13 protein-coding genes are annotated in these 12,889 nt (G+C 73.0%); 8 read left to right on the top strand and 5 right to left on the bottom strand.

Annotated elements, in window-relative coordinates:
• Window positions 1-529, bottom strand: a 529-nt coding sequence (pucL, locus tag WML84_RS07550) for a factor-independent urate hydroxylase (RefSeq protein WP_347345531.1), incomplete at its 3' end; no start/stop codon positions are given.
• A 166-nt stretch (window positions 530-695) separates the two neighbouring features.
• Between pucL and WML84_RS07545 the strand changes: the two genes are divergently transcribed.
• Entirely contained in the window at window positions 696-1,415 is a 720-nt protein-coding gene (locus WML84_RS07545) for a helix-turn-helix domain-containing protein (RefSeq protein ID WP_347345530.1), read from the top strand.
• Here WML84_RS07545 and uraH read toward each other — a convergent pair.
• Entirely contained in the window at window positions 1,391-1,720 is a 330-nt protein-coding gene (gene uraH, locus WML84_RS07540) for a hydroxyisourate hydrolase (protein WP_347345529.1), read from the bottom strand. The two genes, WML84_RS07545 and uraH, sit on opposite strands and share 25 nt — an antisense overlap.
• Window positions 1,717-2,226: a 2-oxo-4-hydroxy-4-carboxy-5-ureidoimidazoline decarboxylase gene (gene uraD, locus WML84_RS07535; RefSeq protein WP_347345528.1), complete on the bottom strand. Its 510-nt coding sequence runs from the start codon at window positions 2,224-2,226 to the stop codon at window positions 1,717-1,719. Before uraD ends, uraH begins: the two co-directional genes overlap by 4 nt.
• A gap of 143 nt (window positions 2,227-2,369) precedes the next feature.
• On the opposite strand from uraD, the gene allB reads away from it, so the two are divergent.
• From allB to WML84_RS07510, 5 genes are read left to right on the top strand one after another with little or no spacing between them, the layout of a single operon-like run.
• On the top strand, window positions 2,370-3,770 hold the full coding sequence (gene allB, locus WML84_RS07530; protein WP_347345527.1) for an allantoinase AllB: 1,401 nt from the start codon (window positions 2,370-2,372) through the stop codon (window positions 3,768-3,770).
• Window positions 3,767-4,867 (top strand): acetamidase/formamidase family protein, encoded by a 1,101-nt coding sequence (locus WML84_RS07525; protein ID WP_347345526.1) that lies wholly within the window; start codon window positions 3,767-3,769, stop codon window positions 4,865-4,867. The genes allB and WML84_RS07525 overlap by 4 nt, the downstream gene beginning before the upstream one ends.
• Entirely contained in the window at window positions 4,851-6,476 is a 1,626-nt protein-coding gene (locus tag WML84_RS07520) for an AtzH-like domain-containing protein (protein ID WP_347345525.1), read from the top strand. The genes WML84_RS07525 and WML84_RS07520 overlap by 17 nt, the downstream gene beginning before the upstream one ends.
• Complete coding sequence (locus WML84_RS07515) at window positions 6,473-7,735, top strand: alanine--glyoxylate aminotransferase family protein (protein ID WP_347345524.1); 1,263 nt, start codon at window positions 6,473-6,475, stop codon at window positions 7,733-7,735. Before WML84_RS07520 ends, WML84_RS07515 begins: the two co-directional genes overlap by 4 nt.
• Window positions 7,736-7,737: 2 nt before the next feature.
• Window positions 7,738-9,045: a Zn-dependent hydrolase gene (locus WML84_RS07510; RefSeq protein ID WP_347345523.1), complete on the top strand. Its 1,308-nt coding sequence runs from the start codon at window positions 7,738-7,740 to the stop codon at window positions 9,043-9,045.
• 265 nt (window positions 9,046-9,310) lie between these two features.
• Here the strand turns inward: WML84_RS07510 and purQ are convergent, their stop codons facing one another.
• On the bottom strand, window positions 9,311-10,018 hold the full coding sequence (gene purQ, locus WML84_RS07505) for a phosphoribosylformylglycinamidine synthase subunit PurQ (RefSeq protein WP_347345522.1): 708 nt from the start codon (window positions 10,016-10,018) through the stop codon (window positions 9,311-9,313).
• A complete protein-coding gene (purS, locus tag WML84_RS07500; protein ID WP_347345521.1) occupies window positions 10,015-10,260 on the bottom strand; it encodes a phosphoribosylformylglycinamidine synthase subunit PurS in 246 nt (81 codons plus the stop codon). The genes purQ and purS overlap by 4 nt, the downstream gene beginning before the upstream one ends.
• A gap of 234 nt (window positions 10,261-10,494) precedes the next feature.
• Here purS and WML84_RS07495 point away from each other — a divergent pair, with 234 nt between their 5' ends.
• Both WML84_RS07495 and WML84_RS07490 read left to right on the top strand, forming a co-directional pair.
• Window positions 10,495-11,775: an ABC transporter substrate-binding protein gene (locus WML84_RS07495; RefSeq protein WP_347345520.1), complete on the top strand. Its 1,281-nt coding sequence runs from the start codon at window positions 10,495-10,497 to the stop codon at window positions 11,773-11,775.
• A 103-nt stretch (window positions 11,776-11,878) separates the two neighbouring features.
• On the top strand, window positions 11,879-12,889 hold a 1,011-nt coding region (locus tag WML84_RS07490), incomplete at its 3' end, for a sugar ABC transporter permease (RefSeq protein ID WP_347345519.1).

Below are 12,889 nucleotides of genomic sequence, written 5' to 3'. Positions count from 1 at the left end.
CGGTCTCGACGAGGGTCGTGTACCTGTCGCGAGGGAAGCCGGCGAACTCGCTGCCGGTCGACTTCAGGACGGTGAGGTCCTTCACGCCGCCGGTGACGTGAGTGCGGCCGTCCTGCTTCGTGACGGTCGCCAGGCGCGTGCCCTGGCCCTTGCGCACGAAGGAGTGGTCGTGCGGGGCGCCGTCGACGAGGATGCGGTCCCACTCGTACTGCTCGGCCTGCCACACGCCGCCCTCGATCCAGTCGAAGGACGACACGAAGTGCTCGCCGAGGGTGAGCAGGTACTCCTCGGGCGAGGGGATGCCGTGCTCCTTCGCGAACGCGAAGGCGGTGTTCTTCTGGGTGTCGGTGGCCACGACGAGCGCGTTGTCGCCGACGAGGTACGAGTCCACGAGCGCCGCGCCGCGCAGCTGCGAGGTGACGTTCAGGTCGATGATCTCGTGTCGCGCGGTGTCGCGCACGATCCGGACGACCCTGTTCTCCGCCTTGCCGTACTTGTTGGCTCCGAGCGAGACGCTCACTTCCGCCATGCGTTTCTCCTATCGTTGATGTCGGGTGACGTGTCGTGATCCTGGTGTGAAGTTATCGATTAAGAACTTCGACGCCATTGCTGCGGTGTTAAGGCGTGGTTACACTTCGCGAGGGTCGCTCGCGTGACAGGACGGGCCGAGCAGCCCAGGAGGACCCGGGGGCGGAATGGTCGAGAAGGCGACGGCGTCAGAGCTGGGAGCGCGCCTGCGACGCGTGCGGACGCGTGCCGGGCTGCCCCTGCGCGCGGTCGCCGAGGCGGTCGGGATCTCCTCCAGCGCGCTCTCGCAGATCGAGAAGGGCACGATGCAGCCCTCGGTCAACCGGCTCGTCGAGATCGTGACGGTGCTCGGGGTGCCGGTGTCGGCGATCTTCGACGACCACGACCTGCTGGCCCCCGTCGAGCTCGACGCCGGGCGCGTCGCGGAGCCGGTGCCGGGGGTGTTCGTCGCCGCCGGCGACGCGGCCCCGATCGCGACCCTCGGCCAGGGGGTGCTGTACCGGCGGCTGACGCCGGTGCGGCTCGACGGGCTCGACCTGTTCGAGACGACGTACCCGCCGCTGACCTCGTCGAGCGTCGACGGGGCGATGCTCGTGCACGAGGGCTACGAGGTGGGCAGGGTCGTCAGCGGCACGCTGACGTTCGAGTTCACCGACGGCTCGGTGGTGCTGGGTCCGGGGGGATCGCTGTCGTTCTGGGCGACGCAGCCGCACCGCGTCGTCAACACGTCGACCGAGCAGGCCGCGGTCGCGCTCTGGCTGACCGTGCGCCATGCGCGCCCCGAGGTCCCGTCGATCGGCGGGCTCGAGACCGGCGCGGCGCTGCTGGAGGAGCTGGCCGCCCAGGAGCGCGCGTCGTCGGATCAGCTGCCGCGATACGTCGAGTAGGCGAACGGGCTGAGCAGCAGCGGCACGTGATGGTGCCGGTCGGATGCCACGGTGAACGCGATCGTCACGCTCGGGTAGAACGTCTCGACCTCGCGGGCGGCGAAGTAGGCGCCGGTCGCGAAGGTGAGCTCGTACGTTCCGAGGGGCAGCGGCTCGGGGCCGATCGCGAGCCGCCCGTCGTCGTCCGTCAGTCCCGAGGCGACGACCTCGCCGCCCGAGCGGAGGACGACCTCGACCGCCTCGGCGGGGGCCCCGCTCATCGCGTCGAGGATGTGGGTGGTGAGCCGGCTCGTCGCAGTCGTCATGGTGCGGTCTCCTCCGTCAGGGATGCGTGCAGGCGCAGCAGCGCGATCTCGCGCAGCTGCGCGATGGCCTCGGACGTCTCGGCCTCGGCGCTGTTGCCCAGCCGTCGCTCGAGCTCGGCCAGCATCTCGGGTGCCGAGCGGCCCGCCGCGCGGATCAGGAAGATGCGCCCGAAGCGCTCCTCGTAGGCGGCGTTGCCGGCCGCCATCCGCTCGGCGGTCGTGATCGACGCCGTCGACATCGCGGCCTGCTCCAGGCGCGAGGCCCGCGCCTCCGCGCCGGCGCCGGCGGGCTTCTGCCCGATACGCGGGTGATGGGCGAGGGCGGATGCCAGGGAGTCGGCGTCCCACGCGGCCGACTCCTTCTCGGCGGCCGAGGCCAGCGCCGTCACCGACGCGTACGGGCGCCCCGCGACGAGCGCATCCGTCCACGTCGGGATGGCCGCCCATACGCGCACGAGATCTCGGGCGGCGTCGTCGTCCAGCCCGTTGAAGGTGCTCAAGTGCATACGCCGGACTGTATCCACGGCACGTTACGCGTGCGTTTCGGATCCGGCGGCGCAGCCGGGGGCTCGACGTAACACGGGGGAAACGCGCCGTGGCTAGCGTTTGTGAAGCCATGGATTCACGGACCCGACCGAGAGGAGGCGCGGTGCCCCGCAACGAGTACACGATCAGGGCGGCGCGCGCCTGGATCGACGGGCGCTTCCAGCCGGCCCAGGTCGACGTCGCGGACGGCGCGATCGCGGGCATCGGCTCGTCGCGCACGCGCCGCCGACGCGTGGTCACCGTGCCCGACGACGCGGTGCTGCTGCCGGGCCTCGTCGACTCGCACGTGCACGTGAACGAGCCGGGCCGCACCGAGTGGGAGGGGTTCCGCTCCGCGACCCTCGCCGCGGCGGCCGGCGGCGTCACGACCCTCGTCGACATGCCGCTGAACTCGCTGCCGCCCACGACGACGGTCGAGGCGCTGGAGATCAAGCGCGCGACGGCCGCGGCGTCCGCCCACATCGACGTCGGCTTCTGGGGCGGGGCGGTGCCCGACAGCCTCGGCGCGCTCGCGGGCCTCCACGACGCCGGGGTCTTCGGCTTCAAGTGCTTCCTCTCGCCCTCGGGGGTCGAGGAGTTCCCGCACCTCGACCGCGCGCAGCTGCACGCCGCCATGGCCGAGGTCGCCGCGCTCGGCTCGCGGCTCATCGTGCACGCCGAGGACCCGGCGCTGTTCGGCGCCGAGGACGGGCTCGGGCGCGACTACGACAGCTTCCTGCGCTCCCGGCCGCCGGAGAGCGAGGCGTCGGCGATCGACGCGGTCATCGATGCCGCCCGCCGCACCGGCGGGCACGCCCACATCCTGCACCTCAGCGACGGCGGCGCGCTCCCGGCGATCGCGGCGGCGAAGGCGGCCGGCGTGCGGCTGACCGTGGAGACCTGCCCGCACTATCTGACGCTCACCGCCGAGGAGATCCCCGACGGCGGCAGCGAGTTCAAGTGCTGTCCGCCGATCCGCGGCGAGGTCAACCGCGACCTGCTCTGGGAGGGCCTCCTGGCCGGCACGATCGACGCGATCGTGAGCGACCACTCGCCGTCGACCGAGCAGCTCAAGCGTAACGGCGACGGGCACTTCGGCCTCGCCTGGGGCGGGATCTCGGGCCTGCAGGTGGGCCTGTCGGCGGTGTGGACCGAGGCGCGTCGCCGCGGCGTCCCGCTGGAGCGCCTGATCCCGCTGTTCACCACCGGGCCCGCGGCCGTCGCGGGCGTCGAGGGCGTGGGCGTCATCGCCGAGGGCGCGCCGGCGCATCTCACGGTGTTCGGCCCCGACGACCCGCACACCGTGGACGCGCGGGCGCTCCTGCACCGCAACCCGGTGAGCGCGTACGACGGACGGCGGCTCGTCGGCCGCATCCGGCGCACATGGCTGCGCGGGCGCTCGGTGTTCGACCTGACCGAGGGCGGCGCGGGCGCCGCCCCGCAGTACCGCCGGCCCCCGGCCGGCCTGCTGCTCACCGCACCCACCGCCGCCTCTCGGCGCGCCCGCGAGAGGACGAGCGCGTGAGCCCCGGCATCCTGCAGCCGGGCACCGGCGACATCCTCGGCGCGCACTACCTCGCCGCCACCCCGGCGACCGTCCTGTGGGGCCGGCTCCCGTGCGCCGACGACGACGCCGTGCTGACGATCTCGCCCGGCGAGACCGTCACGATCGACACGATCAGCCACGAGGGGCTCCTCGACGACCAGGGCCGCGACCCGCTGGCGTTCTTCGGCGCGCACGGCGTGCCGGCCGACCATGTGCTCCTCGACGCGATCGAGGTCGCGGCATCCGTCCCCCGCGACCCCACGACCGACGGCGCGCACGTCGTGACCGGCCCGATCCACGTCTCCGGCGCCGAGCCGGGCGACCTGCTGCAGATCACCGTCGTGCGACTCGAGCCGCGCGTGCCGTACGGCGTGATCTCGAGCCGGCACGGGCGCGGCGCGCTCGCCGGTGAGCTGCCCCGGGGGCCGCACGACGTCAGCGTGTTCACGCCCGTGGCCGAGCGCGCGGGGGGCCTGGTCGGCCTGCTCCCGGTCGTCGACGGCGGCGACCGGATCGTCGAGTTCCCGCTCGCGCCGTTCCTCGGCACGATGGGCGTGGCGGTGCGCGGCGGCCTCCGGCCGCACTCGGTGCCGCCCGGCGCCCACGGCGGCAACATCGACGTCAAGGTGCTCACCGAGGGGTCGGTCCTGTACCTGCCGGTGCAGGTCGCGGGCGCCCTCGCCTACGTCGGCGACCCGCACTTCGCCCAGGGCGACGGCGAGGTCGCGCTCACGGCGCTCGAGGCGTCGCTGCGTGCGACGCTGCGCTTCGACGTCGTGCCGCGCGCGGCGGCGCTCGCCGAGTTCGGCGACGTGCAGGGACCGCTCATCCGTACCGACGAGTACCTCGTGCCGACCGGGCTCGACCCCGACCTCGACGAGGCGATGCGCGCGTGCGTGCGCGCCGCGATCGCGCTCATCCGCGCGCGCTGGGGGCTCGAGGAGCACCTCGCGTACGCCTACCTGAGCGCGGCGACCGACTTCGACATCTCGCAGGTCGTCGACTTCGTCTGCGGAGTGCACGCGCGCATCCGCGAATCCGACTTCGCGGAGGTGGCCCGTGGCCGAGTCGACTGACGTCGTGGGGGCGCACGTCGTTCCCGCCGAGCTCCTCGCGGCGTTCGAGCGCTACGAGGCGGCGATCGTCGCCAACGACCTCGACGTGCTGGACGACGCGTTCGCCACGGGTCCCGACACGATGCGCGGCGACGGCGCGGGCCTCCTCGTCGGGCACGAGGCGATCTCGGCGTTCCGCGGCGTCCGGGCGGCGGTGCCGGCGAGACGGATCGAGCGGATCGAGTATCGCGAGCTGGGCGACGACGCCGCGCTGCTGGTCTCGGTCTCGCGCTACGTCGGCGGCGGCACGGGCCTGCAGACCCAGGTGTGGCAGCGCGCGGACGGCGCCTGGCGCATCACCGCCGCGCACGTGACCCCGCGGGCGCGGGCGCTCGACCGGTCGGTGTGGCGCACCGTCGGCGAGCCGCTGTGGCAGGGCGCCTGGTCGGGGCCCCTGCGCGGCCTGACCGTCGCGGTCAAGGACCTCTTCGCGATCGCCGGCTACCGCATCGGCGCCGGCAACCCCGTCTTCCTCGACGACGCGCGCCCCGAGCCGACGACCGCGCCCGCGGTCACCGACCTGCTCCGCGGCGGCGCGTCGGTGCGCGGCATCGCCCGCACCGACGAGTTCGCCTACGGCATCAGCGGCGACAACGCGCACTACGGCACCCCGCCCAACGGAGCGCTCCCCGGAGCCCTCCCGGGCGGATCGTCGGGCGGCCCGGCATCCGCCGTCGCCACCGGCCAGGCCGACATCGGCCTCGCCACCGACACCGCGGGCTCGGCGCGGGTGCCCGCCTCGTACCAGGGCCTGTGGGGGCTGCGGACGTCGCACGGGCTTGTGCCGCGCCAAGGCCTCATGCCCCTCGCGCAGTCGTTCGACACGGTCGGATGGCTCACGCGCGACGGCGAGACGCTGCAGCGCGTGGTCGACTGGTGCCTGAGCTACGACGGCTCCGAGTCGACCGAGCGCGTGTACGGCGCCTCCGACACCGAGCTGCCCTGGCGCTTCCTCGTGCCCGAGGAGGCGCTCGCGGCGACCGAGCCCGCGACGCGCAACGTGCTGGGGGCGTTCCTCGCGCGCCTCGCCGCGGGGCCCGAGGCGCCGCAGCTGGAGCGCATGCGGCTCGGCGACCTCGACGACTACCTCGCCCCGTTCCGCACCGTGCAGGGCGCCGAGGCCTGGCGCAACAACGGCGACTGGCTGCGCGAGCACCCGGGAGCCGTCGGTCCCGACGTCGCCGAGCGGTTCCGCGCGGCCGCCGCCGTCACGGCCGAGGACGAGGCATCCGCCCGCCGCGAGCTCGAGCAGCTGCGCGCGCGACTGCACGCCTTCGTCCACGACGCCGTGCTGCTGCTGCCGTGCGTGCCCGGGCCCGCCCCGATGGCGACCGCGTCGCGCGACCGCGTCGCGCGCGTGCGCGCCGCGACCCTGCGCCTGACCACGCCCGCCGCGATCGCCGGGCTGCCGGCGATCTCGGTGCCGCTGCTGACGGTGCCGTCGAACTTGGGCCCCGCGCCGGTCGGCGTCATGCTGGTCTCGCGCGAGGGCACCGACATCGCCCTCGTGCGGATGGCCCGCCGGCTCGCCGAGGTCAGCGCCCGCTGTGAGAGAGGAAACCCGTCGTGAGCAGCACCGGACCCGTCGTCGCCGCGCCCGGATCGGAAGCGATCCCGGGGCAGATCGATCCGCCCGCGCGCCTGCTCATGGGGCCCGGGCCGATCTCGGCGTACCCGAGCGTGCTGCGCGCGATGTCGGCGCCGCTCGTGGGCCAGTACGACCCGTTCATGACCGCCACGATGGCCGAGACCCAGGAGCTGTACCGCGCGGTGTGGGCGACGCGCAACGACGCGACCCTCCTCGTCGACGGCACGTCGCGCGCCGGCATCGAGGCCGCGATCGTCTCGCTCGTCCGCCCCGGCGACCGCGTGCTCGTGCCGGTCTTCGGGCGCTTCGGGCACCTCCTCGCCGAGATCGCCGAGCGCGCGCTCGCCGAGGTGCACACGATCGAGGTCCCCTGGGGCCAGGTCTTCGCGCCGTCCGCGATCGAGGAGGCCATCGTGCGCGTGCGGCCGACGCTCCTCGCCCTCGTGCAGGGCGACACGTCCACGACGATGAACCAGCCGCTCGACGACGTCGGCGAGATCTGCGCGCGGCACGGGGTGCTCTTCTACACCGACGCGACGGCATCCCTCGGCGGCAACGCCTTCGAGGCCGACGCGTGGGGGGTGGATGCCGCGACCGCCGGCCTGCAGAAGTGCCTCGGCGGGCCGAGCGGCTCGGCGCCGATCACGCTCTCGGACCGGGCCGTGGAGGTCGTGCGCTCCCGCGGGCGGGTGGAGGCCGGCATCCGCGAGGAGGGCGACACCGCGGCCGCGGACTTCGTGCGCTCGAACTACTTCGACCTGGGCATGATCCTCGACTACTGGGGTCCGCGCCGCCTCAACCACCACACCGAGGCGACGTCGATGCTGTACGCGGCGCGGGAGTGCGCGCGCGTGCTGCTGCTCGAGGGGCGGGATGCCGTCATCGAGCGCCACCGGCGTGCGGGCGCCGCGATGCTCGCCGGCGTGGAGGGCCTGGGGCTCGAGGTCTTCGGCGACGTCGCGCACAAGATGAACAACGTCGTCGCGGTGGAGATCCCCGAGGGCGTGCCCGGCGACGCGGCGCGCGCGGCGCTGCTGTCCGACTTCGGCGTCGAGATCGGCACGTCGTTCGGCCCGCTGCACGGCCGCGTGTGGCGCATCGGCACGATGGGCTACAACGCGCGCGAGGACGCGGTGCTGACCACGCTCGCCGCGCTCGAGGCCGTCCTGCGCCGGTTCGGCGCGGCCGTGCCCGCGGGCGGCGGGGTCGAGGCCGCCGCCGACGCCCTCCGGGGAGCGTGACGGTGCCGGCGAGCCTCCTGACCGTCGACCGCGACCGTCTGGCCGCAGCCGCGCGGCGCGTGATGGCGCGCTGCGACGAGCTCGCCCGCGTGACCGCGACGCCCGGCGCGATCGAGCGCGTGTACCTGTCGCCCGAGCACGCCCGCGTGAACCGGCTGGCGGCCGAGTGGATGCGCGAGATCGGCATGACGCCCCGGCAGGATGCCGCGGGCAACCAGCTCGGCCGCATCGAGCCGGCCGGCGGCGACCGCTTCACGCCCGCGCTCATGCTCGGCTCGCACCTCGACACGGTGCCCGACGCGGGCCGCTTCGACGGCATCGTGGGCGTGCTCATGGCGCTCGAGGTCGTGCGGCTGCTGCGGATCGGCCCGCCCGACGTGCGGCCCGCCCGGGTCGGGCTGCCGTTCGCGCTCGAGGTGGTGGCCTTCTCGGACGAGGAGGGCACGCGGTTCGGCAAGGCGCTGCTCGGCTCGGCGGCGGCGGCCGGCGACTGGGACGACTCGTGGTGGGGGCTGACGGATGCCGACGGCACGACCCTCCGCGAGGCGTTCCGCGAGTTCGGGCTCGACCCGGGCCGCATCGGTGAGGCGGCCCGCCGCCCCGACGAGCTCGTGGGCTACCTCGAGGCCCACATCGAGCAGGGTCCGGAGCTCGACGAGCGAGAGGAGTCGCTCGCGATCGTCTCGTCGATCGCGAGCGCGCGCCGCTTCCAGGTCGTCGTGGAGGGCGAGGCGCGGCACGCCGGCGGCACGCCGTACGAGCGGCGCCGCGACGCCCTCCTCGGGGCGAGCGAGGCGGCGCTCGCGATCGAGCGCATCTGCCGCGCCGAGCACCACGTCATCGGCACCGTGGGGCAGCTGGAGGCGTTCCCCGGCGCGGTGAACATCGTGCCCGGCGAGGCGAGGTTCAGCCTCGACCTGCGCGGCGAGTTCGACGGCACGCGGGATCGCGTGTGGAACGCGATCTCGCAGGAGCTCGACGAGATCATGGGCTGGCGGCGTCTGCGCTGGCGCGCCCGCGAGGTGCACAGCGCCCCGGCGGTGTTCTGCGCGCCGCTGCTGCAGGACGTGGTGCGCGAGGGCATCCTGTCGACCCTGCCGTCCGGGGCCGACGACCCCGCGGTGATCTTCAGCCGCGCCGGCCACGACGGCATGGCGATGTCGAGCGTCGCCGACGTCGGGATGCTGTTCCTGCGCAACCCCGACGGCATCAGCCACCACCCGGACGAGCTCGTCAGCGCCGGGGACGTGGCCCTCGGCATCCGCGCCCTCGCCGAGTCGGTCCTGCAGCTGGCCGCCGACCGCGCCTGACCCGCCCGCCCGCTCCCGCCCGCGCCTGCGCCCACCCGCTCCCGCCCGCTCCCGCCCGCGCGAGTCGCTCCCCCTTCTCGCGAGTCACTGCGCTGGCGCCGAGTCACTGCGCTGCGGCACAGTGATTCGCCGGTAGGGCAGTGACTCGGGGGCGGGCGGCCGGAGTGCGAGGCCGCGAGAGGCCCGCAGGCGGGGCGGGGAGCGGGAGACCCGCAGGCAGGGGCGGGGAGGGGGAGGCCCGCAGGCCGGGGCGGGAGGGTGCGCGCTACGCGGCGGCGCCCACCACGGCGGCGACGGCCGACGTGAAGAACGACAGGCCGTCGACGCCCGAGCGCATGGCCGCGGGCGTGTTCGGGCCGAAGCCGGGCTCGACCGCGTGCTCGGGGTGCGGCATGAGGCCCACGACGTTGCCGCGCTCGTTGGTGAGGCCGGCGATGTCGTCGAGCGACCCGTTCGGGTTGACCCCGACGTAGCGGAACGCGACCAGGCCCTCGCCCTCGATGCGCGCGAGCGTGTCGGCGCTGCAGATGTAGCCGCCGTCGGCGTTCTTGAGCGGGATGACGATCTCCTGCCCGGCCTCGAAGTCGCTCGTCCACGCGGTCGAGGCGTTCTCGACGCGCAGGCGCTGGTCGCGGCGGATGAACTGCTGGTGGGCGTTGCGGATCAGCCCGCCGGGCAGCAGGTGCGCCTCGACGAGCATCTGGAAGCCGTTGCAGATGCCGAGGACCGGCATGCCGCGGCCGGCGGCGTCCTTGACCTCGGCCATGATCGGCGCGAGGGCGGCGATGGCCCCCGCGCGCAGGTAGTCGCCGTAGCTGAAGCCACCGGGGAGCACGAGCGCGTCGACGCCCTGCAGGTCGTGCGAGCCGTGCCAGAGGGCGACCGGCTCGGCGCCGGCGACGCGGATCGCGCGGCGCGCGTCGACGTCGTCGAGCGAGCCGGGGAAGGTGACGACCCCGATGCGGACGGTCACTCGACGACCTCGATGCCGACGACGTCCTCGATGACCGCGTTCGAGAGGATCTCGTCGGCGACGCGGCGGACGGTCTCGAGCGTCTCGTCGTCGGCCCGCTCGACGGTGAGCTCGAACCGCTTGCCGATGCGCACGCCCGAGAAGCCCTCGACGCCGAGGCGGGCGAGGGCGCCGGAGACGGCCTTGCCCTGCGGATCCAGCAGCTCGGCCTTGGGCATGACGTCGACGACGATGGTGGGCATGCGAAGCTCCGGGAGTCTCGGGGGAGGGTCGATCCCAGTCTACGCGGGGCACGCGCATGCCCTCGGCCGGATGCCGTGACCGAACCGTGACCGATTCGTGGGAGCGCTCCCTTGACTTCGTGGGAGCGCTCACATATCGTCGCTGGCACGACAATGAGAGCGCTCCCACGAATCGTGCCGCACGACACGGCACGCGCGGGCCGAGCGCCGCAGACCACACACGAAGGAGTGACCGTGAACTCACGCGCACTGCGACGCGTCGGCCTCATGGCCGGCGTCGCGACCACCTCCGCGCTCGTCCTCGCCGGCTGTGCCGGGGGAGGCGGCGCCACGCCGTCGGCGGATCCGGACGAGAAGGTGACCCTCACGGTCGCGACCTTCAACGACTTCGGCTACACCGACGCGCTCCTGGACGAGTACACGAAGGAGCACCCGAACGTCACGATCGTCCACAACAAGGCGGCGACCTCGAACGACGCGCGCGCGAACTACTTCCAGAAGCTCGGCAAGAAGGGCCTCGCCGACATCGAGGCGATCGAGATCGACTGGGTGCCCGAGGTCATGACCTACTCCGACCTGCTCGCGCCCGTGCCCGACGACCTCAAGAGCCGCTGGCTCGACTGGAAGGTCGAGGCGGCGACGGATGCCGATGGCAACCTCATCGGATACGGCACCGACATCGGGCCCGAGGCCATCTGCTACCGCTCCGACCTGTTCGCCGCGGCGGGCCTCCCCACCGACCGCGAGGCGGTCGCGGACCTCCTGCAGGGAGACTGGGCGACCTACTTCGGCGTCGGCGACCAGTACGTCGCGGCCACCGGCAAGGCGTTCTTCGACTCCGCCGGCGGCACCTACCAGGGCATGATCAACCAGGTCGAGGCCGCCTACGAGGACCCCGACAGCGGCGACATCATCGCGACGACCAACGACGAGGTCAAGGCGACCTACGACCAGGTGCTCGCGGCATCCGCCACCCAGTCGGCCCACCTCGGCCAGTGGTCGGACGACTGGTTCGCCGGGCTCTCGAACGGCGCGTTCGCCACGATGCTCTGCCCCGGCTGGATGCTGGGCGTCATCTCCGGCAACGCGAAGGACGTGACCGGGTGGGACGTCGCGAACGTCTTCCCGAACGGCGGCGGCAACTGGGGCGGCTCGTACCTGACCGTGCCCGCCAACGGCGAGCACGTCGCGGCCGCGCAGGAGCTCGCCGACTGGCTGACCTCGCCCGAGACGCAGATCAAGGCCTTCGTCAACGCCGGCACGTTCCCGAGCCAGAACGACGCACTGACCGACCAGACGCTGCTCGACTTCACGAACGAGTACTTCAACGACGCTCCGGTGGGGACGATCTTCTCCGAGCGGGCCAAGGCCGTCGACGTCTCGCCGTTCAAGGGGCAGTACTACTTCCAGATCAACGACGCGATGCAGAAGGCGCTGACCCGCGTCGAGGACGGCACGCAGGACGCCGCGGCGTCGTGGAAGCAGTGGGTCTCGGAGGTCGAGGCCATCAAGTGAGCCCCCGGATGCGCGGGCCCGAGCCCGACGGGCCCGCGCATCCGGCCTCCCTGACCCCGTTCCCCCCGGCATCGCACCGGCAACCGCCCCGCCAAGGAGTGAAGTGACCACCCGCACGCTCGACCGCCCCGCCCGGCGCATCGGCTTCGGCCACCGCCTCGCGAAGTGGGACGTCAAGGTCTCGCCCTACCTCTACATCTCGCCGTTCTTCGTCCTGTTCGCGATCGTGGGCCTCTTCCCCATCGCCTACACCGCGGTCATCTCCTTCATGGACTGGGACCTCGTGCGGGGCACCGGCCAGTTCATCGGCTTCGACCAGTACGCCACGGTCGTGAACGACCCGAAGTTCTGGATCGCCCTGCGCAACACCTTCAGCATCTTCCTGCTCTCGAGCGTCCCGCAGCTGATCGTGGCCGTCTTCATCGCGGCGATGCTCGACCAGAACATCCGCGCCAAGACGTTCTGGCGCATGGGCGTGCTGCTGCCCTACGTCATGGCGCCGGTGGCCGTCGCCCTGATCTTCAGCAACATGTTCGGCGACAAGTACGGCATCATCAACACGTTGCTCGGGAACATCGGCCTCGACCCCGTGATGTGGCACTCCAACGCGTTCGCGAGCCACATCGCGATCGCCACGATGGTGAACTTCCGCTGGACCGGCTACAACACCCTGATCCTCCTCGCCGCGATGCAGGCCATCCCGCGCGACTTCTACGAGGCGGCGACCGTCGACGGGGCCGGCAAGGTGCGCCAGTTCTTCTCGATCACGCTGCCGAGCCTGCGGCCGACGCTCATCTTCGTCATCGTGACCTCGACGATCGGGGGCCTGCAGATCTTCGACGAGCCCCGCATGTACGACCAGTACGGCACCGGCGGCGCGAACTACCAGTGGCTCACCGTCACGCTGTGGCTCTACGACATCGGCTGGGGGCAGTGGAACTTCGGCCGCGCCGCGGCGCTCGCCTGGATCCTGTTCCTCATCATCCTGCTGATCGGCGTGATCAACCTGTTCATCACGCGCAGCCTCGTGCGCGACGAGGGCGGCCGCGGCACCCTCAGCCGCGCCGAGACGCGCGCCGCCCGCCGCGCGCTCAAGGCGCGCCTCGCCGCAGAC

This window comes from Microbacterium sp., assembly GCF_039812165.1.
GTDB lineage: Bacteria > Actinomycetota > Actinomycetes > Actinomycetales > Microbacteriaceae > Microbacterium.
This window is presented reverse-complemented; position numbering and strand designations above follow the sequence as displayed.